Source organism: Aquicoccus porphyridii, assembly GCF_008369105.1.
Classification (GTDB): Bacteria; Pseudomonadota; Alphaproteobacteria; order Rhodobacterales; family Rhodobacteraceae; genus Aquicoccus; species Aquicoccus porphyridii.
This window is the reverse complement of sequence record NZ_VINQ01000001.1, coordinates 423,320-442,083: the sequence shown is the minus strand read 5'-3', so window position 1 is coordinate 442,083 and position 18,764 is coordinate 423,320. Positions and strand designations below refer to the sequence as shown.

Genomic DNA, 18,764 nt, shown 5'->3' with positions numbered 1-18,764 from the left:
ATCCCGTCGAGGAAAAGTCGCGACGGGTATCGCAGGCAATGGTTACAATCGGATGAAGGCCTCAGCTTTCGCTGTCATCCGTCTCCTCGGCCTCGTCGCCCTTGTCGGCGATCCAGGCGACGCTGACCACCTCTTCGCCCTTGCCGGTGTTGAACACCTTGACGCCGCCGGCGCTGCGCGAGCGGAAGGAAATGCCCTCGACCGGCACGCGGATCGACTGGCCCTTTGAGGTGGCGAGCATGATCTGGTCGTCAAGCTCGACCGGGAAGGAGGCGACGATGGTGCCGCCGCGCATCGCCTTGTCGATCGCCTGAACGCCCATGCCGCCACGCCCGCGCACCGGGTAGTCATGCGACGACGAGAGTTTGCCCAAGCCCCCCGAGGTGATGGTGAGGATCAGGTTTTCAGACGCCGACATCTCGGCATAGCGGTCGGGGCTCACGGTGGCGTTGGCATCGGTCGAATCTTCATCCGATGCATCAACTTCGTCGGCCAAACCCGCGACAGCACGGCGCATTTTGAGATAGGCGGCGCGCTCGTCCGAAGTTGCATCAAAATGCCGGATGACCGACATCGACACGACGCTGTCCTTGCCCTGAAGCCGGATTCCGCGCACACCGGTCGAGCTTCGCCCGGCAAAGACGCGCACTTCGGTCGTGGGGAAACGGATCGCGCGGCCCGCATCGGTGACGAGCATCACGTCGTCATCCTCGGAACAAATCCTTGCGTTGACGAGACTTACAGAGCCATCTTCAGGCAGTTTCATGGCAATCTTGCCGTTGCGTTTGACGTTGGTGAAATCGCTAAGCCGGTTGCGCCGCACCTCGCCCGCCGAGGTGGCAAAGACGATCTGGAGATCGTTCCATTCCTCTTCGGGACGGTCGACCGGCATGATGGCGGCGACGGACACGCCCTGTGGAATGGGCAGGATGTTGACGATGGCCTTGCCCTTGGAGGTGCGTCCACCGAGCGGCAGGCGCCATGTCTTGAGCTTGTAGACCATGCCGTCGGTGGTGAAGAACAGAAGCTGGGTGTGGGTGTCGGCCACGAAAAGGGTGGTGACCACGTCATCTTCCTTGAGCCCACCGCCCGAGAGGCCCTTGCCGCCGCGTTTCTGGGAGCGGAAATCGGTCAGCGCGGTGCGCTTGATGTAACCGCCCTGGGTGACGGTGACGACCATGTCCTCGCGCTCGATCAGGTCTTCGTCTTCCATGTCGCCTGACCAGTCGACGATCTCGGTGCGACGGGGCACGGCGAACAGCTCTTTGACCTCGCGCAGCTCGCTCGCGATGATCTCCATGATGCGCTCGCGCGATCCCAGAATTTCGAGGTATTCCTTGATCTTGGCGGCCAGGACTTCAAGTTCGTCGGTGACTTCCTTGACGCCAAGTTGGGTCAGGCGCTGAAGCCTGAGGTCGAGGATGGCGCGGGCCTGCGTCTCCGAGAGGTTATAGGTGCCGTCCTCGTTCATCTTGTGGGTCGGATCGTCGATCAGGCGGATGTAAGCGGCGATGTCGGCGGCCGGCCAGCGCCGCTCCATCAGCTTGCGCCTTGCCTCGGCGGCGTCGGCGGAGGAGCGGATCGTCGCCACCACCTCGTCGACATTCGAAACCGCGACGGCGAGACCGCAGAGCACATGGCTGCGCTCGCGCGCCTTGCGCAGCTCGTGGGCTGTGCGGCGTGCGACAACATCCTCGCGGAAGTCAATGAAATAGCTCAGGAAGTTCCTGAGAGTCAGGGTCTCGGGGCGACCGCCGTTCAGGGCCAGCATGTTGCAGCCGAACGAGGTCTGCATCGGGGTGAAGCGGAACAGTTGATTGAGCACCACCTCGGCGGTGGCGTCGCGTTTCAGTTCAACCACCACCCGGACGCCGGAACGGTCGGATTCGTCCTGCACGTGGGAGATGCCCTCGATCTTCTTCTCGCGCACCTGTTCGGCGATCTTCTCGATCATCGACGCCTTGTTCACCTGGTAGGGAATCTCGTCGATGATGATGGCATAGCGATCCTTGCGGATCTCCTCGACCCGGGTCTTGGCGCGGATGATGACGCTGCCGCGCCCCTCGAGATAGGCCTTGCGCGCGCCGGAGCGGCCCAGAAGGATGCCGCCGGTGGGAAAATCCGGGGCGGGGATGTAGGAGATGAGCTGCTCGGAACCGAGATCCGGGTCGTCGATCAGCGCAAGGCAGGCGTCGATCACCTCGCCCAGGTTGTGCGGCGGGATGTTGGTCGCCATGCCCACGGCGATGCCGCCCGCACCATTGACCAGCATGTTGGGAAAGCGCGCGGGCAGGACCGTGGGTTCGCGGTCCTTGCCGTCGTAATTGTCTTGGAAATCAACGGTTTCCTTGTCGATATCGGCGAGCAGGTAAGCCGCCGGCTTGTCCATGCGCACCTCGGTGTAGCGCATGGCGGCGGCGTTGTCGCCGTCCATCGAGCCGAAGTTGCCCTGGCCGTCCAGGAGCGGCAGGGACATGGAAAAATCCTGCGCCATGCGCACCAGCGCGTCATAGATCGCGGAATCCCCGTGGGGGTGGTATTTGCCCATCACGTCGCCGATTGCGCGGGCGGATTTGCGATAGGGCTTGTCGTGGGTGTTGCCGGCCTCGTGCATGGCGTAGAGGATGCGGCGGTGGACGGGTTTGAGACCGTCGCGCAGGTCGGGAATGGCGCGGCTCACGATCACGCTCATCGCGTAGTCGAGATAGGAGCTTTTCATCTCCTCGGTGATCGACACGGTGGGGCCGTCATAGGGCGGCCGCGAAGGCGCGCTTTCTTCCGTGTTTTCAGGGGGTTCCGGCGTATCGTTCACGTTGTCTGCCCGTCTTTTGAATGTGGCCCATATATTGTTGCGAGGCTTATATCAGAGGCAGCATATGGGGTGCAATGGGCGATCCCGATCACCGTTGGCAGCAGGCGCGGGAGGCTGCTAACACACTGTTTTTGTTGAAATTTAATTTTTACATGGCATGATTTACCTGTCAGTATGACGAAGGAAGGACCGCGATGACCGAAACCGAAATGCTTCTCAAGGGATACGGGCTGACCACGGCGGAGTTTTTCTATCGCATGCCGGATCATGTCCATGTGCTCAACAGCTTTATCTGGCAAGAGTATGATCTTGCCCCGGATCACCCGAAACTCTTTGATTTCATTGAGTTCTGGCAGCGCGAGATCGATGGGCCGCTGCATTCGGTGCGGTTCAATCACCGCAAGCTGGTGGCCCCCGGGGAATGGCGCAACGTGGTCGGCGAGTTCACCGTGCATTGACCCACCGTCCGGCGTGGTTAACGCGAATTCCCGGCGACAAATAAGGGGGGTGACTCCCGGCTGCTGCCCGGCTGACATCCGGCTGCCGGGTGAAAAGGGATCGCGGCGGGTGGAAAAGGGTTAACGACGCGACCGATCATTCTGCCCCGGTCGCGCCGGGCGGCGTGCTTGTTCATGGGAAGGGACAGGAAGCGGCCATCCGTGACGGGTTGATCCAATGGCCGTTTTGCGGAACGGAGCGGACATTTGAGCGACTTCCCCCGCGCGGAATCAAGGCGTGCTTGCACGCCGCCGCGCGAGCGCCCGACCGCCCCCTCGGGCGGGCGCTTCTGCAACGATCAACACCATAGAACCGTTGGAGTATTTGGCACCATAAAGTGCCCTCCCTGACTGTTGCGGCGCCCACCCGGCGGTCGGGCCCCCGCGCGGCTTTCCCCAGTGTCGCCAAAGAGCTTTCTGTGTGAATCCACCGCGTGCCCCGCCCCAAAACCCGCTTTGGCGACACGCGGGTCCGATCAGGGGATGATGCGGGTGTATTTCACGCCCTTGAGCGTGGCGCCGATATGCAGCCCGGCCTGCCCGAAGATCACCGCCACGACCGGTGCGGTCGATGTGGTGGTCTCGGCGCGCAGGTTCTCGGCCAGATCGTTGAACACGTATTCCACATCGGCTCCGGCGGCCCAGCCCGGCGAGTGACGGAATTTCGACAGCGCGTCCTCGGTCATGAAAAAGAGGACATGGGCATGTTGCTGTGCCCCGATCTGGAGCCCGAAACTGCCCTTGGTCGCGGAATAGTAATCGACCGACACGCCGTTGACGCGCAAGGCGCCGCGCCCGTAGCCGCCGCCAAAGCCGAAACCCGCCTCGGTCACCAGCGGCATGACCAGCATGCCCTGGGATTTCCCGGCCAGTTCGCGCGTCGCGGGATAGGTGTTGTGGAGATAGTTGAGCGTGGTGTCGACACGCGCGTCGATCTTGGCCGCGCCGCTCGAGCCGATACCGTTGCCGCAGGCCGAAAGCGCCCCGGCGGATGCGATCATGGAAAGCGCGAAGCCGCGCCGTGTCATCGGAGTCATGGGTTCACTGCCTCGATATACTGCCTTGGTTGCCTGAAAGCCGGGTTTGGCCCGGTCGTGGGGCGAGTATAGGTCGGTTATGCGCGACTGTCACTAGCCAAGGCGGGAATGGGCGGGAAGATGCACGCGGGCTTTGATCGAATTCGCCCTGCCCGGAATGGCGGCACAGCCGACCGGGCAGCACACCATTGCCCGGCAGGCGATTTTTCGCAGAAAAATCTGCCGGGAGGGGGCCGCGCTGACCGGGCGCGGTTTCAGGCCAGGGCGCGGGCCACGGTGGGGGCGAAATAGGTGAGGATGCCGTCGCAGCCTGCGCGTTTGAAGCACATCAGCGATTCCACCATCGCCCTGTCGCCGTCGATCCAGCCGTTTTGCGCCGCGGCCTGGATCATCGCGTATTCGCCCGAGACCTGGTAGGCGAAGGTGGGCGCGCCGAACGTGTCCTTCACGCGGCGGCAGATGTCGAGATAGGGCAGGCCCGGCTTGACCATCACCATGTCGGCCCCTTCGCGCAGGTCGCGTTCGACAAGGCGCAGGGCCTCGTCGGAATTGGCCGGGTTCATCTGGTAGCTCTTCTTGTCGCCCTTGAGCGCGCCGGAAGCGCCCACCGCGTCACGGAACGGGCCATAGAAGGCCGAGGCATATTTCGCGGCGTAACTGAGGATCATCGTGTTCTTGTATCCGCGATCTTCGAGCGCGTCGCGGATCGCGCCGATGCGCCCGTCCATCATGTCGGAGGGGCCGATGATGTCGACCCCGGCCTCGGCCTGCGAGAGCGCCTGTTTCACCAGCGCCGCGACGGTTTCATCATTGACGATCTCGCCCCCGACGACAAATCCGTCATGGCCATCCGCATTGTAGGGGTCGAGTGCGACGTCGGACATGACCGCGATCCCGGGGGTGGCGGATTTGATGGCGCGGGTGGCGCGGTTCGAAAGGTTCTCGGGGTTCCAGGCCTCTTCGCAACTGGCGGTCTTGAGGGCCGGATCGGTATAGGGAAAGAGACAGATCGCGGGGATGCCGAGATCGGCGGCCTCGCGCGCGGCCTCGGTCACGCGATCAACGCTGCGCCGCACCACGCCGGGCATGGAGGAGACCGGCTCTTCCACGCCGGTGCCGTCGCAGACGAAGACCGGCCATATGAGATCGCCCACGCCGAGGTCGTTTTCCTGCACGAGCGCGCGGATGGCCGATGAGGCCCGGGTGCGCCGGTGGCGGGTGAGGGGAAAGGGGGCCTGAACCGGTCTCATGCGTCTTGTTCCTTTGTCATGCTGGCGCGGTGGCGGGCCGATCTTCATGCCCAGTCTTGCGCTGGCTGAAATCAAATGGCATGGAAGCCCCCGCATCTTCAAGGGTAGGAATTGCCGCGCGGCAAGTCTAGAAGGTGATCCGTGATCTCAGGGCCGTGACCGGCGGGCCATGCAAGCAGGGACTGGGCCTTGGACTGGCATCAAACGATTTTCGAGCTGATCGACATGCGGAGCTTTTCGAACCTGTGGTTCTGGATCGCTCTGGCGGTGATGTGGTCGACCGCGTCGCACTGGGTGCTGGGCGTGCCGTGGGATATCGTGCTGCGCGCGCGGCGCGAGGGCGGGCAGTTCGAGACGGATTTCGAGGATCTTGTGCGGATCTATACCGGGCGGCTCTTGTATATCGCGCGGGTGTCGGGGCTTTGGTTGCTGGGGTTTGCCTGTTTCTTCCTGACCCTGTTGGGGATGCTGGGCTTTCTTTACGGGTTCGAGTTCGGGCAGGCGCTGTTTCTCCTCGGGTTTCCCATGGCGATCGTGGGGGCGCTCAGTCTCAACACTGCGCGGCTCATCCGTGAACGCGGCGAACATGGCGAGGCGCTTTACCGGCGTCTGCACCGGCACCGGATCATCGTGCAGGTGATCGGCATGGTCTCGATCTTCGTGACGGCGCTTTGGGGGATGTTCCAGAACCTTGCTGTCGGGCCGTTTGGCTGAACCGGCATGAGCAGATCCATGCATATCACGATGGGCGGTGCGCCCGAAGGGTTCGATGCGCGGCTGGTTCTCGACGAGTTGGCGCGCGGTGGGCCGGTTTGCCACGTGGCGCGCGACGACAAGCGGATGGCGGCGATGGCGGCCAGCCTGCGGTTCTTTGCGCCCGACATGCCGGTGGTGCGGTTCCCGGGCTGGGATTGCCTGCCTTATGACCGGGTGTCGCCCAATGCCGACATCTCGGCCACGCGGATGGCGACGCTGGCGGGGCTGGTGCACGGGATGCCGGGGCGGTTCGTGCTGTTGACCACGCTCAACGCGGTGACACAGCGGGTGCCGGCACGCGAGGTGCTGCGCGAGGCGGCGTTCACCGCGCGGGTGGGGTATCGGCTCGACGAGGCGGCGCTGCGCGATTTCCTTGTGCGGATGGGGTTTTCACAGGCGCCCACGGTGATGGAGCCGGGCGATTATGCCATTCGCGGCGGGATCATCGACATCTACAGCCCCGGCGAGGCGGGGCCGGTGCGGCTCGATCTGTTTGGTGATGTGCTCGACGGGGCGCGGCGGTTCGACCCGGTGACGCAGCGGACTGTGGAAAAGCTCGACATGGTGGAGCTGGCCCCGGTGAGCGAGGTGATCCTCGACGAGGCGGCGATCCGGCGGTTCCGGCAGAATTACCGGATCGAGTTTGGCGCGGGCGGCAGTGACGATCCGCTTTACGAAGCGGTGAGCGCGGGGCGCAAGCAGGCGGGGATGGAGCATTGGCTGCCGTTCTTTCACGAGCGGCTGGAGACGCTGTTCGACTATCTGCCCGGGGCGGCGGTGACGCTTGATGACGGGGTCGGGCCGCAGCGCGTGGCGCGGTGGGAGAGCGTTGCCGATCAATACGAGACCCGGCGCATCGCGATGGCCGACCGGTCGCGGCGCGACAGTGTCTATAAACCGGTGCCGGCCGACCAGCTTTACCTTGATGAGGCCGCGTGGGAACGCGCGGTGGAGGGGCATCGCGTGGTGCAGTTTCACGCCCTGCCGCAGGCGACGGGGCCGGGGGTGGTCGATGCGGGCGGGCGGATCGGGCGCAATTTCGCACCCGAGCGGAAACTTGAAAACGTGAGCCTTTTCAGTGTTCTGAAAGACCATGTTGAAGTAAAAATGGCCGAGGGGCCGGTTCTGATCGCGTCCTATTCCGAGGGTGCGCGCGAGCGGATCGAGGGGTTGCTTGACGACGAGGGGATGATCGGCGCGGTCACGGTGCGCGATGCGCGCAGCATCGGCAAGCACGGGTTGCACCTTGCCGTCTGGCCGCTGGAACAGGGGTTCGAGGCGCCGCAGGAGGACAAGCGGCGGTTGACGGTGATCGCCGAGCAGGACGTGTTGGGCGACCGGCTGATCCGGCAGACCCGCAAGACCCGGCGGGCGGAGAATTTCCTGACCGAGGCGCAGGCGCTTTCGCCCGGCGACCTGGTGGTGCATGTCGATCACGGGATCGGGCGCTACCAGGGGCTTGAGGTGATCACCGCCGCCGGGGCCGCGCATGAGTGCCTTGTGCTGGAATATGCCGAAAACTCAAAGCTTTACCTGCCGGTCGAAAATATCGAGCTGTTGTCGAAATACGGCCATGAAGAGGGGCTTCTCGACCGGCTGGGCGGGGGCGCGTGGCAGGCCAAGAAAGCCAAGCTCAAGCAGCGCATCCGCGAGATGGCCGACCGGCTTATCCGCGTGGCGGCCGAGCGGGAGTTGCGCAAGGCCCCGGTGATGGAGCCGCAGCACCACGCATGGGAAGAGTTCGCGACGCGCTTTCCTTATGAGGAGACCGACGACCAGTTGCGCGCGATCGGCGATGTTCTGGACGACCTGACGGCGGGGCGGCCGATGGACCGGCTGATCTGTGGCGATGTGGGGTTCGGCAAGACCGAGGTGGCGATGCGCGCGGCGTTCGTTGCCGCCATGTCGGGCGTGCAGGTCGCGGTGATCGCGCCCACCACGTTGCTGGCACGCCAGCATTATCAGAGTTTTGCCGAGAGATTCCGGGGATTTCCCATCAATGTCAGGCCCTTGTCGCGCTTTGTTTCAGCGCGCGATGCGAACCTTACGCGCGAGGGGCTGTCGAAAGGCACGGTCGATATCGTGGTCGGCACGCATGCGCTTTTGGCCAAGAACATCCGGTTTGCCAATCTCGGCCTGCTGATCGTGGACGAGGAACAGCATTTCGGTGTTGGCCACAAGGAGCGGCTCAAGAGCCTCAAGTCGGATGTGCATGTGCTGACCCTGACCGCGACGCCGATTCCGCGCACGCTGCAACTGTCGCTGTCGGGGGTGCGGGATCTGTCGATCATCGGCACACCGCCGGTCGACCGGCTGGCCATTCGCACCTATGTGAGCGAGTTCGACGCGGTGACGATCCGCGAGGCGCTGTTGCGCGAGCATTACCGGGGCGGGCAGAGTTTCTATGTCGCGCCGCGCATTTCGGACCTGCCCGAGATCGAGGAATTCCTGCGCGAACAGGTGCCCGAAGTCACGTTCGTCGTGGCCCACGGGCAGATGGCGGCGGGTGAGCTCGACGATCGGATGAACGCGTTTTACGATGGCAAATACGACGTGCTTCTGGCCACGTCGATCGTGGAATCGGGGCTCGACATCCCGACCGCCAACACGATGGTGGTGCATCGCGCCGACATGTTCGGGCTGGCCCAGCTTTACCAGATTCGCGGGCGGGTCGGGCGGTCGAAACAGCGGGCTTATGCGTATCTCACCACCAGGCCGCGCACGCCGTTGACCCCGGCGGCGGAAAAGCGGCTGCGGGTTCTGGGCAGTCTCGACACGCTCGGCGCGGGGTTCACGCTGGCCTCTCAGGATCTCGATATCAGGGGCGCGGGGAACCTGCTGGGCGAGGAACAGTCGGGCCAGATGCGCGACGTGGGATACGAGCTTTACCAGTCGATGCTGGAAGAGGCGATTGCCAAGATCCGCGCGGGCGAGTTGGAAGGGCTGACCGAGGCGGACGAGCAATGGGCGCCGCAGATCAACCTTGGTGTTTCGGTGCTGATCCCCGAGGATTACGTGCCTGATCTCGATGTGCGGCTGGGGCTCTATCGCCGCTTGAGCGGGATGCATGACAAGGTCGAGCTGGAAGGGTTCGCCGCGGAATTGATCGACCGGTTCGGGAAACTGCCCAAGGAGGTGAACACGCTCTTGCTGGTGGTGCGGATCAAGGAGATGTGCAAGCGCGCGGGGATTTCCAAGCTCGATGGCGGGCCGAAGGGCGCGACGATCCAGTTCCACAACGACAAGTTTGCCAGCCCGCAGGGGTTGGTCGCGTTCATCGAGGATCAGCGCGGGATGGCCAAGGTGCGCGACAACAAGATCGTGGTGCGCCGCGACTGGAAGCGCGACAGCGACAAGATCAAGGGTGCCTTTGCCATTGCGCGCGACCTTGCGGCGAAGGTGAAGGACGAGGCGAAAAGGAAGGCGACATGATGCTTGAGGCGGGATTTCACGCGGTGCCGCAAGGGCATGTGGCGACGGTGGTGACCTATCTCGAGATGCGTGCGCCGGTGGACGCGCGGCCCGAGCGCGAGGCCGGGCTGGAATTGCGCCTTGTCGAGCGCCCGGATGTGGAATGGTATCGGGCGCTCTTTCGCAAGGTGGGCGCCGAGGACTGGATGTGGTTTTCGCGGCTGATGATCGGTGAGGATGCGCTTTTGGCGGTGCTGCACGATCCGGCGGTCGAGGTTTACGTGGCGCTGCGCGATGGCGAGGAGCTGGGCCTGCTGGAGCTCGATTTCAGGGTGCAAGGGGAGTGCGAGATCGCGTTCTTTGGCCTTGCGCGCGCGGCGATCGGGCAGGGCGCGGGGCGCTGGCTGATGAACCGCGCGCTGGAGCGGGCGTGGCGCGAAGGGGTGGGGCGGGTGCATCTGCATACCTGCACGCTCGACAGTCCGCAGGCGCTCGATTTCTATCGCCGGTCGGGATTCGAGCCGGTGCGGCGCGAGGTCGAGGTGCTGCGCGATCCGCGGCTGAGCGGGCATCTGCCCGAAAGCGCCGCGCCGCATGTGCCGATCCTGCGCTGATCGGTCATTGCGGGGGGCGGGACGCCTTCGGCGAGAGTATTTCTGGCAAGATGAAGAGCGGATCGCCGCGGATCACTGATCCGGGGCGCCGCCGGATTTCGCCCCGGCGGCGAGTTTTGCGATCTTGTCCTTGAGAAACGCCTTGGCTGCCCTGCCGGCGAGACGCACGCGAACCTCGTGAAGATAGGCTTCTTCGAGGGTCTGGGACGAGGAACCGAGCACCTTGGCGACTTCGAAATGGAGCCGGTCGTCGCCGGTTTTCTGCATGATGGCGATGGTGTCGTCGGCAAGGTCCGAGGCGATTTTCTCAAGCGTCGAGGACATCAGCGGGTGCTTTCCGTCAGGCGGCGTTTGACATAGTCGCTGACGGTTTCGGTCAGCGTGTCCATGTGATCGTTCTCGAAGAAATGACCCGCGCCCTCGACCTCGGTATGGGTGACGGTGATGCCCTTTTGCTCGTGCAGCTTGTTGACCAGCGCGGTGGTGTCGGCGGGCGGCGCCACGCGGTCGCCGGTGCCGTTGATGACGAGGCCCGAGGAGGGGCAGGGCGCGAGGAAGGAGAAATCATACATGTTGGCGGGCGGCGAGACCGAGACGAAGCCGGTGATCTCGGGGCGGCGCATCAGGAGCTGCATGCCGATCCAGGCCCCGAAGGAAAAGCCCGCGACCCAGCAATGTTTCGAGTTCTGGTTCATCGACTGGAGATAATCGAGCGCCGAGGCGGCGTCGGACAATTCGCCCACGCCCTGATCATATTCGCCCTGGCTTCGCCCGACGCCGCGGAAATTGAAGCGCAGCACGGTGAACCCGAGCCGGTGGAACGTGTAATGCAGGTTGTAGACGACCTTGTTGTTCATCGTGCCGCCGAATTGCGGATGCGGGTGCAGGATGATGGCAATCGGGGCGTCGCGTTCGGGCTGGGGATGATAGCGGCCTTCAAGGCGGCCTTCGGGTCCGGGAAAGATAACCTCGGGCATTTGGTTTGTTTACTTCCTTCGCAGCGGTCCGCGACAATCTTGACGAAATTGCTCGGACTGATTAGAACAATTCTAATTCAAGCAGCGAAGAGCATGGGCCGCAAGCCGCTTGATCAGATTGCGGGATAGTGCGAAGCCTGCGCAAGGTCAATGAATTCGCGCATGAATGCCGGTCATGGCAAGGGAGAAGACGCATGAAACTCAGCACCAAGGGGCGTTATGCCATGGTTGCTTTGGCGGATATCGCGTTGCAGCCCGGCGGAACGCTGTCGACGCTGTCGGATGTGTCGCGGCGGCAGGATATCTCGTTGCCTTACCTCGAGCAGCTTTTCGTCAAGCTGCGCCGTGCCGGGCTGGTCGAGTCGGTGCGCGGGCCGGGGGGCGGATATCGCCTCGGCCGGCCGGCGGCCGAGATCCGGGTGGTCGATATTCTGACCGCGGTGGACGAGACGGTGGACGCGATGCACAAGGGTGCGGGTGCGTCGGGGGGATTGTCGGGTTCAAGGGCGCAATCGGTGACCAACCGCTTGTGGGAAGGGCTGTCGGCGCATGTTTATGTTTTCCTGCACCAGACACGGCTGTCGGATGTGATCAACAACGACCTGGCGCCATGCCCGGCCGTGCCGGGGCTGTTCGCGGTGGTGGATGATGGCGGCGAAGCCGACGCAGAAGCCGAGGCGTGATGCGGGTCTATCTCGACCATAACGCGACGACACCACTGCGCCCCGAGGCGCGTGACGCGATGAGCCGCGCGATGGACGTTGTGGGCAACCCGTCGAGCGTGCATGCCGAGGGGCGCGCGGCCAAGGCGCTGATCGAGCGGGCGCGGGCCGGGTTGGCCCGGGCGATGGGTGCCGAAGGGGCCGAGATCGTGTTCACGTCGAGCGCGACCGAGGCCGCGGCGCTGGCGCTGCGCGGGCGCGGTTTGCACGGCGCGGCGATCGAGCATGACGCGGTGGGGGCCTGGGTCGATGACAGCCTGCCGGTGGACGGCGCGGGGCGGGTGCACATCGCCGATCCGGCGCAGGCGACGCTGCAACTGGCCAATTCCGAGACCGGGGTGGTGCAGGTATTGCCCGAGGGGCTGGCCGTGTCGGACATGACGCAGGCGCTTGGCAAGCTGCCGCTCGATTTCCTGGGCAGCGGGGCGATGGCCGGGATCGTGTCGGCGCACAAGCTGGGCGGTCCTAAGGGCATTGGCGCGCTGGTGATGCGGCGCGGGATCGACCTTGACCCGGTGTTGCGCGGTGGCGGGCAGGAGATGGGCCGCCGGGCGGGCACCGAGAACCTGATCGGGATCGCGGGCTTTGCCGCCGCGGCCGAGGCTGCCGCGCGCGACGTGGCCGCGGGACGGTGGGAAGAGGTTTCTAAAATTAGAAATATTCTAGAGTCATCTATTGCAGCCGCCGTAAATGAGACTATTTTTGTCGGGAAAGACTCGGTGCGGTTGCCCAACACGAGTTGTTTCGCCGTTCCGGGCTGGAAAGGGGAAACGCAGGTGATGCAGATGGACCTCGCCGGGTTCGCGATTTCGGCAGGATCGGCCTGTTCGAGCGGCAAGGTGCGCGCCAGCCGCGTGCTGGGTGCGATGGGGTTTGACGGGGCCGTGGCCGGATCGGCGATCCGGGTGTCGCTGGACCCCGATGTGACGAAGGACGACGTGTTGCGTTTTGCCGATGCATGGTGCGCAGCCTACAGGAAATTCCGCGCCAGGGCGGCGTGAGAGCGAACAGGACGGAAGGAGCAAACTGATGGCCACTCTTGAAGAACCGCAGGTTAAGGACGGGGTCGAAGAGGAGACTGTCGAGGCCGTCCGCAGCTTGGGCGAGAAATACAAGTACGGCTGGGAAACCGATATCGAGATGGATTATGCCCCCAAGGGGCTGACCCCCGATATCGTGCGGCTGATCTCGGAGAAGAACGAGGAGCCGGAATGGATGATCGAATGGCGGCTGGCAGCCTATGACCGCTGGCTCCAGAAGGAAGAACCCAACTGGGCGATGGTCGATTATCCGCAGATCGACTTTCAGAACCAGTATTACTATGCCCGCCCGAAGAGCATGGAAGTGAAGCCCAAATCGCTTGACGATGTCGATCCCAAGCTGTTGGCGACCTATGAGAAGCTGGGTATTCCGCTCAAGGAGCAGATGATCCTTGCCGGGGTCGAGGGGGCCGAGGAGGCCCCGGCCGAAGGGCGCAAGGTCGCGGTCGACGCGGTGTTCGATTCGGTGAGCCTTGGCACCACCTTCCAGGAAGAATTGAAGCGGGCGGGCGTCATCTTCTGCTCGATCTCGGAGGCGATCCGCGAGCATCCCGAGCTGGTCAAGAAATACCTCGGCTCGGTCGTGCCGGTGAGCGACAACTTTTATGCCACGCTCAATTCGGCGGTGTTTTCGGATGGTTCGTTCGTTTACGTGCCGCCGGGGGTGCGCTGCCCGATGGAGCTTTCGACCTATTTCCGGATCAATGCCGAGAATACCGGCCAGTTCGAGCGCACGCTGATCATTGCCGACAAGGGGTCGTTCGTGTCCTATCTCGAAGGCTGCACCGCGCCGCAGCGCGACATCGCGCAGCTTCATGCCGCGGTGGTCGAGATCATCGTCGAGGAAGACGCCGAGGTGAAATATTCCACGGTGCAGAACTGGTATCCAGGCGATGAGAACGGCAAGGGCGGGATCTACAATTTCGTCACCAAGCGGGCCGATTGCCGGGGCGACCGGGCGAAATGCATGTGGACGCAGGTCGAGACCGGCAGCGCCGTGACGTGGAAATACCCGTCCTGCATCCTGCGCGGCGATGACAGCCAGGGCGAGTTCTATTCGATCGCCATCACCAACAACCACCAGCAGGCCGATACCGGCACCAAGATGGTGCACCTGGGCAAGAACACGCGCTCGCGCATCGTTTCGAAAGGGATCAGCGCAGGCGTGGCGCAGAACACCTATCGCGGGCTGGTGAGCATGCACCCGAAGGCCAAGAACAGCCGGAACTATACGCAGTGCGACAGTCTTTTGATCGGCGACAAATGCGGCGCGCACACGGTGCCCTATATCGAGGTCAAGAACAACTCGTCCCGGGTCGAGCATGAGGCGACCACATCGAAGGTGGATGACGACCAGATGTTCTATTGCCGCCAGCGCGGCATGGACGAGGAAGAGGCTGTCGCGCTCATCGTGAACGGCTTTGCCCGCGAGGTGCTTCAGGCGCTGCCGATGGAGTTTGCCATGGAGGCACAGCAACTGGTCGCGATTTCGCTCGAAGGGTCGGTGGGCTAGACCACCGAACCGGGAGTGGCGCGGATGATCCGCAACAGGCAAGCAGGGAAAGGGGACCGCCGTGGATGAGCGGGGCGATATATCGGTGCGTGACAGGGTTCTGTCATGGCTGCCTTATGCGCTTCCGGTGCTGGGCGGGTTTCTCGGCATGCTCTGGGTGCAGATGAACCCTGCCGAGCAGCTCAACCCGGTGGTCGCGGTCGTTTTGGGCGTCGTGGGCGGGCGTCTTTTGTCGGTGTTGGTCCTGCGGTTGGTGCCGGGGCGATGACCAAGGCGTGCGCATATCCCCACGCCTGGCGTGATTGGCCGCGCAATGGCACGGTGTTGCCTCGGCTTTGCCCCAATTGGCGGCCACTGATCGTCTTGGGAGCGAACAGGGACACGGCGATTCAGCATGGCGGTGGCACAGGGACAAACCGATTTTCAGGACCGTTTGCAGCGGATCGAGAAGCAGGGCGCGGGGCGCGCGCAGGTTTTCAACGCGGGCGATGGTCTGAAACGCGAGGTGCGGCACAAGGTGGCGCGGCGCCGATCGGCGGGATTTGTCACCATGCCGATCGCTCTTGGGCTGGGGGCGGTGTCGCTGGTCGGGGCGCGGCTGGCGCTGTTTCGCTATGGCGGGCTGCCCGAGGCCTTCGCGCAGCCGGACTACGAGCTGGCCGCGCAGGCGATGCTGGCTTTGGGGCTGGCCATGCTGTCGGCACTCTTGTTCAACCTCATGCGCAAGCGCCATTTGCTGGCCTCGGTCATGGGGATCGCGCTGGCGATGACGACGATGCACAACCTCGTGCATATGGCGCCGGGCGAATGGGCCAAGATCTTCTCGCCGCAATGGGTCAGCGAGATCCGGGCCACGACCGAACCCAATACGCTCGAGTTTCGGGGCGCAAGCTTCCGGCTGGGCTGACATCTTCATTTGAAACAACCGGATGCGCCGGACCGCTGCCCTTGGGCGGTGGTCTTGGCATGTGACAAGAAAAGGAACGCGATATGTTGGAAATCAAGGGCTTGAGGGTCAAACTCGAAGAAGAGGACAAGGAAATCCTCAAAGGCGTCGACCTGACGGTCGAGCCGGGACGCGTGCACGCCATCATGGGGCCGAACGGGTCGGGAAAATCGACGCTCTCTTATGTTCTGTCGGGCCGCGAGGGATATGAAGTGACCGATGGATCGGCGACGCTCGATGGTGAGGATCTTCTCGACCTCGAGCCCGAGGAGCGCGCCGCGCTGGGGCTTTTCCTCGCGTTCCAGTACCCGGTGGAGATTCCGGGCGTGGGCAACATGACCTTTCTGCGCACCGCCGTGAACGCGCAGCGCAAGGCGCGCGGGAAAGAGGAGATGAACGCCACCGATTTTCTCAAGCTGATCCGCGCGAAGGCCAAGGATCTCAAGATTGACGCCGAGATGCTCAAGCGGCCGGTCAATGTGGGCTTTTCGGGCGGCGAGAAGAAGCGCAACGAGATTTTGCAGATGGCAATGCTCGAGCCCAAGATGTGCATTCTCGACGAGACCGACAGCGGGCTTGACGTCGATGCGATGAAGCTCGTTGCGGACGGGGTGAACGCGCTGCGCGATGCCGGGCGCGGGTTCCTTGTCATCACCCATTATCAACGGTTGCTCGACCATATCAAACCCGACGTGGTGCATATCATGTCCGACGGGCGGATCATCAAGTCGGGCGGGCCGGAACTGGCGATCGAGGTCGAAGAGAACGGCTATGCCGATATCAAGGCCGAGGTGACGGCATGAATGCACAGGTGCAGTCGAAACGGGCGCAACTGAAACAGGCCAAGCTCGCCGCGACGGAAGAGCGGTTGCAGGGGCTTGCGCTGCCCGAGGGCGGTGTCTGGGCCACCGAGGCGCGGCAGGCGGCGCTGGCCCGGCTGCGCGAAATGGGTCTGCCGGGGCGGCGCGACGAATACTGGAAATTCACCCGGCCCGACACGCTGGTGCAGGAAGAGGTGCCGGTGGCCGAGGTGTTCGCGCATGACGAAGCGCCGGTCTTTGACGGGATTGACCGGCTGAAGATCGTGTTCGTCGATGGCGTGTTCAACGCGGCGGAATCCGATCCGCTCGACCTTGCCGGGGTCGAGATCGAGCGCCTGTCCGATGCGGCAAAGGCCGACATCCACTGGGCACGCGAGGTTTTTGGCGTGCTCGAGGCGCGGGGGCAGAGCCCGGTCGAACGCCCCCTGGCGGCGTTCAACACCGGCTTTGCCGAGGACGGGGTGTTGATCCGGGTCACAGGCCGGGCGGAAAAACCCGTGAGCCTGATCTATCGCCATGAATCCGAGTCGTCCGACGCGATATTGCATCACGTTGTGCGGCTTGAGAAAGGCACCAACCTGACCCTTCTGGAGAACGGTCCGGCGGCGGCGCGGCTCAACAAGGTTCTGGAAGTCGACATTGCCGATGGCGCGTCGTTTCACCATGTGCGCGCGCAGGGCCGCGACCACCAGCGCCGTGCGGGCACACATATCTTTGCCCGGCTGGGCGCGGAATCGGCGCTCAAGAGTTTCACCCTGACGGTGAATGGCAAGCTGACGCGCAATGAATGCGTGGTCGAGTTCACCGGCGATGATGCCATGGCGCATGTCGCCGGGGCCTGTCTCGGTGACGGTGATTTCCTGCATGACGACACGGTGTTCATCACCCATGACGCGGTTGCCTGCGAGAGCCGTCAGGTCTTCAAGAAGGTGCTGCGCAACGGGGCGACGGGCGTGTTCCAGGGCAAGATCCTTGTCAAGCCGGGTGCGCAGAAGACCGATGGCTACCAGAAATCGCAATCCCTGCTGCTCGATGAAGACAGCCAGTTCCTCGCCAAGCCGGAGTTGGAAATCTATGCCGATGACGTGGCCTGTTCGCATGGCTCGACCTCGGGGGCGATCGACGAGGAGGGGCTCTTTTACCTGCGCTCGCGCGGGATCGAGGAAGGGCCAGCGACCGACCTCATGACGCTGGCGTTCCTTGCCGAGGCGGTGGACGAGATCGAAGACGAGCGACTGGCCGAAGAGATCACCATGCGACTCGAAGGGTGGCTTGCGCGTCGGCGCGGCTGATGTCGGTTCTGGGCGACATAGCGGCCACCTATCGTGGACCGCGAAAGGTGGTGCGGCGGCATCTGGCCGCAGGGCCGCGCGAAGATCGCGCGCTTGCCGTTCTGATGGGGGCCTGCGTGGTGGTGTTCATCGCGCAATGGCCGCGCCTTGCGCGCGAGGCGCACCTGGCGGGGGAGGCCCTGGGCGAATTGCTGGGCGGGGCGTTGATGGCGTGGCTCTTCATCGCGCCGCTGCTGTTTTACGGGCTGGGTTTTGTTGCGTGGCTGGTGGCGCGGGCGATGGGCGCGCGTTTATCGCCCTATGACGCGCGCATGGCGCTTTTCTGGGCGCTTCTGGCCTCGACGCCGCTCATTCTTCTCAACGGGTTGGTGGCGGGTTTTGTCGGCCCCGGGCCCGGTCTCACGCTGGTCGGGGCCTTGTGGTTGGCGGTGTTTTTGTGGTTTTGGGTGTCGGGTATGGCCGCTGGCTGGAGGGGAACATGACGATCGACTTTCAAAACCTTGCCAAGAGCACGTTCCTGGCCCCGAACGAAGCGGCCGCGACGATCCTTGCGATTCGCCGTTCGGTGTCGAACCAGGTGCTCTGGATGACGGTCGTTCTGGCGGCGGTGCTCAATGCGCTGGTGGTTTCGATCAATATGCAGCTGTTTCCGCCCGCGCCGGAGGCGGTCGAGGCGATGCCGCCGGTGTTTCTTTCGCCCGGCCTGCTGGCGATTTTCGTCACCGGGGGGCTGGTGATCTCGGTCTTTGTGCTCTTGTGGGCCGGGCGGGTGCTTGGCGGCAAGGCCGAGCTGGGCGATATGCTGGCGGTGATGGCATGGATCGAGCTGGTGCAGGTGGGGCTTCAGGTTTCGCTGACCATTCTGGCGGTTGTTCTGCCGGGGCTGGCCCAAATGGCCGGGTTCGTGGCCAGCATCTGGATGCTGTTTATCCTGGTCGTGTTCATCGATTCCGCGCATGGCTTTGGCAGCCGGATGCGCGCGGTTGGCGTGATGATCCTGAGTTTTTTCCTGCTGGTGATGGGGCTTATGTTCTTTCTGCTCCTGATCGGGGCGAGTGCCGAAGGGGGCATCTGAG

At 63.7% G+C, this 18,764-nt stretch carries 18 protein-coding genes; 13 read left to right on the top strand and 5 right to left on the bottom strand.

Features of this window, described 5'->3' with window-relative positions:
- Nucleotides 1-61: 61 nt before the first annotated feature.
- On the bottom strand, nucleotides 62-2,812 hold the full coding sequence (gyrA, locus tag FLO80_RS02180; protein ID WP_111361978.1) for a DNA gyrase subunit A: 2,751 nt from the start codon (nucleotides 2,810-2,812) through the stop codon (nucleotides 62-64).
- Nucleotides 2,813-3,006: 194 nt separating this feature from the next.
- Between gyrA and FLO80_RS02175 the strand changes: the two genes are divergently transcribed.
- Nucleotides 3,007-3,270 carry an usg protein gene (locus FLO80_RS02175; RefSeq protein ID WP_111361979.1) on the top strand — a complete coding sequence of 88 codons (264 nt, stop codon included), beginning with the start codon at nucleotides 3,007-3,009 and terminating at the stop codon, nucleotides 3,268-3,270.
- Nucleotides 3,271-3,785: 515 nt separating this feature from the next.
- Here the strand turns inward: FLO80_RS02175 and FLO80_RS02170 are convergent.
- Together FLO80_RS02170 and hemB are read right to left on the bottom strand one after the other, a co-directional pair.
- Complete coding sequence (locus FLO80_RS02170; protein WP_111361980.1) at nucleotides 3,786-4,346, bottom strand: lipid-binding SYLF domain-containing protein; 561 nt, start codon at nucleotides 4,344-4,346, stop codon at nucleotides 3,786-3,788.
- A 254-nt stretch (nucleotides 4,347-4,600) separates the two neighbouring features.
- Nucleotides 4,601-5,596, bottom strand: coding sequence for a porphobilinogen synthase (hemB, locus tag FLO80_RS02165; RefSeq protein WP_111361981.1), 996 nt, complete (start codon nucleotides 5,594-5,596; stop codon nucleotides 4,601-4,603).
- Between the two features lie 189 nt (nucleotides 5,597-5,785).
- Here hemB and FLO80_RS02160 point away from each other — a divergent pair, with 189 nt between their 5' ends.
- From FLO80_RS02160 to FLO80_RS02150, 3 genes are read left to right on the top strand one after another with little or no spacing between them, the layout of a single operon-like run.
- On the top strand, nucleotides 5,786-6,310 hold the full coding sequence (locus FLO80_RS02160) for a component of SufBCD complex (RefSeq protein ID WP_111361982.1): 525 nt from the start codon (nucleotides 5,786-5,788) through the stop codon (nucleotides 6,308-6,310).
- 6 nt (nucleotides 6,311-6,316) lie between these two features.
- Nucleotides 6,317-9,784, top strand: a complete 3,468-nt coding sequence (gene mfd, locus FLO80_RS02155) for a transcription-repair coupling factor (RefSeq protein ID WP_111361983.1) — start codon at nucleotides 6,317-6,319, stop codon at nucleotides 9,782-9,784.
- Nucleotides 9,781-10,377 (top strand): GNAT family N-acetyltransferase, encoded by a 597-nt coding sequence (locus tag FLO80_RS02150; RefSeq protein ID WP_342781694.1) that lies wholly within the window; start codon nucleotides 9,781-9,783, stop codon nucleotides 10,375-10,377. Before mfd ends, FLO80_RS02150 begins: the two co-directional genes overlap by 4 nt.
- Nucleotides 10,378-10,449: 72 nt before the next feature.
- Here the strand turns inward: FLO80_RS02150 and FLO80_RS02145 are convergent, their stop codons facing one another.
- Nucleotides 10,450-10,701, bottom strand: a complete 252-nt coding sequence (locus FLO80_RS02145) for a hypothetical protein (RefSeq protein WP_111361984.1) — start codon at nucleotides 10,699-10,701, stop codon at nucleotides 10,450-10,452.
- Complete coding sequence (locus tag FLO80_RS02140) at nucleotides 10,701-11,354, bottom strand: alpha/beta hydrolase (protein ID WP_111361985.1); 654 nt, start codon at nucleotides 11,352-11,354, stop codon at nucleotides 10,701-10,703. The genes FLO80_RS02145 and FLO80_RS02140 overlap by 1 nt, the downstream gene beginning before the upstream one ends.
- A 194-nt stretch (nucleotides 11,355-11,548) precedes the next feature.
- Here FLO80_RS02140 and iscR point away from each other — a divergent pair, with 194 nt between their 5' ends.
- The 9 genes from iscR (at nucleotide 11,549) to FLO80_RS02095 (ending at nucleotide 18,763) form a co-directional block, all read left to right on the top strand.
- Nucleotides 11,549-12,037, top strand: a complete 489-nt coding sequence (gene iscR / locus FLO80_RS02135) for a Fe-S cluster assembly transcriptional regulator IscR (RefSeq protein ID WP_111361986.1) — start codon at nucleotides 11,549-11,551, stop codon at nucleotides 12,035-12,037.
- Nucleotides 12,034-13,077, top strand: a complete 1,044-nt coding sequence (locus tag FLO80_RS02130) for a cysteine desulfurase family protein (RefSeq protein ID WP_111361987.1) — start codon at nucleotides 12,034-12,036, stop codon at nucleotides 13,075-13,077. The genes iscR and FLO80_RS02130 overlap by 4 nt, the downstream gene beginning before the upstream one ends.
- A 28-nt stretch (nucleotides 13,078-13,105) precedes the next feature.
- Nucleotides 13,106-14,629, top strand: coding sequence for a Fe-S cluster assembly protein SufB (gene sufB / locus FLO80_RS02125; RefSeq protein WP_111361988.1), 1,524 nt, complete (start codon nucleotides 13,106-13,108; stop codon nucleotides 14,627-14,629).
- 61 nt (nucleotides 14,630-14,690) lie between these two features.
- Nucleotides 14,691-14,897, top strand: a complete 207-nt coding sequence (locus FLO80_RS02120) for a hypothetical protein (RefSeq protein ID WP_111361989.1) — start codon at nucleotides 14,691-14,693, stop codon at nucleotides 14,895-14,897.
- A gap of 126 nt (nucleotides 14,898-15,023) precedes the next feature.
- A complete protein-coding gene (locus tag FLO80_RS02115; RefSeq protein WP_111361990.1) occupies nucleotides 15,024-15,536 on the top strand; it encodes a hypothetical protein in 513 nt (170 codons plus the stop codon).
- An 83-nt stretch (nucleotides 15,537-15,619) separates the two neighbouring features.
- Nucleotides 15,620-16,378, top strand: coding sequence for a Fe-S cluster assembly ATPase SufC (sufC, locus tag FLO80_RS02110; RefSeq protein WP_111361991.1), 759 nt, complete (start codon nucleotides 15,620-15,622; stop codon nucleotides 16,376-16,378).
- The gene (locus tag FLO80_RS02105) at nucleotides 16,375-17,688 is read left to right on the top strand and encodes a SufB/SufD family protein (protein ID WP_111361992.1); all 1,314 of its coding nucleotides are present in this window, start codon (nucleotides 16,375-16,377) and stop codon (nucleotides 17,686-17,688) included. The genes sufC and FLO80_RS02105 overlap by 4 nt, the downstream gene beginning before the upstream one ends.
- Nucleotides 17,688-18,170, top strand: coding sequence for a YIP1 family protein (locus tag FLO80_RS02100; RefSeq protein ID WP_111361993.1), 483 nt, complete (start codon nucleotides 17,688-17,690; stop codon nucleotides 18,168-18,170). Before FLO80_RS02105 ends, FLO80_RS02100 begins: the two co-directional genes overlap by 1 nt.
- Complete coding sequence (locus FLO80_RS02095; RefSeq protein ID WP_111361994.1) at nucleotides 18,167-18,763, top strand: Yip1 family protein; 597 nt, start codon at nucleotides 18,167-18,169, stop codon at nucleotides 18,761-18,763. The genes FLO80_RS02100 and FLO80_RS02095 overlap by 4 nt, the downstream gene beginning before the upstream one ends.
- Nucleotide 18,764 lies beyond the last annotated feature (1 nt).

Bases quoted from the DNA above. Each gene is read 5' to 3' on its own strand.
- FLO80_RS02115 (WP_111361990.1), top strand. From the start codon at position 15,024: ATGGCGGTGGCACAGGGACAAACCGATTTTCAGGACCGTTTGCAGCGG.
- hemB (WP_111361981.1), bottom strand. From the start codon at position 5,596: ATGAGACCGGTTCAGGCCCCCTTTCCCCTCACCCGCCACCGGCGCACC.
- iscR (WP_111361986.1), top strand. From the start codon at position 11,549: ATGAAACTCAGCACCAAGGGGCGTTATGCCATGGTTGCTTTGGCGGAT.
- FLO80_RS02175 (WP_111361979.1), top strand. From the start codon at position 3,007: ATGACCGAAACCGAAATGCTTCTCAAGGGATACGGGCTGACCACGGCG.
- FLO80_RS02105 (WP_111361992.1), top strand. From the start codon at position 16,375: ATGAATGCACAGGTGCAGTCGAAACGGGCGCAACTGAAACAGGCCAAG.
- sufC (WP_111361991.1), top strand. From the start codon at position 15,620: ATGTTGGAAATCAAGGGCTTGAGGGTCAAACTCGAAGAAGAGGACAAG.
- mfd (WP_111361983.1), top strand. From the start codon at position 6,317: ATGAGCAGATCCATGCATATCACGATGGGCGGTGCGCCCGAAGGGTTC.
- FLO80_RS02170 (WP_111361980.1), bottom strand. From the start codon at position 4,346: ATGACTCCGATGACACGGCGCGGCTTCGCGCTTTCCATGATCGCATCC.
- FLO80_RS02100 (WP_111361993.1), top strand. From the start codon at position 17,688: ATGTCGGTTCTGGGCGACATAGCGGCCACCTATCGTGGACCGCGAAAG.
- FLO80_RS02145 (WP_111361984.1), bottom strand. From the start codon at position 10,701: ATGTCCTCGACGCTTGAGAAAATCGCCTCGGACCTTGCCGACGACACC.
- sufB (WP_111361988.1), top strand. From the start codon at position 13,106: ATGGCCACTCTTGAAGAACCGCAGGTTAAGGACGGGGTCGAAGAGGAG.
- FLO80_RS02095 (WP_111361994.1), top strand. From the start codon at position 18,167: ATGACGATCGACTTTCAAAACCTTGCCAAGAGCACGTTCCTGGCCCCG.
- FLO80_RS02150 (WP_342781694.1), top strand. From the start codon at position 9,781: ATGATGCTTGAGGCGGGATTTCACGCGGTGCCGCAAGGGCATGTGGCG.
- FLO80_RS02140 (WP_111361985.1), bottom strand. From the start codon at position 11,354: ATGCCCGAGGTTATCTTTCCCGGACCCGAAGGCCGCCTTGAAGGCCGC.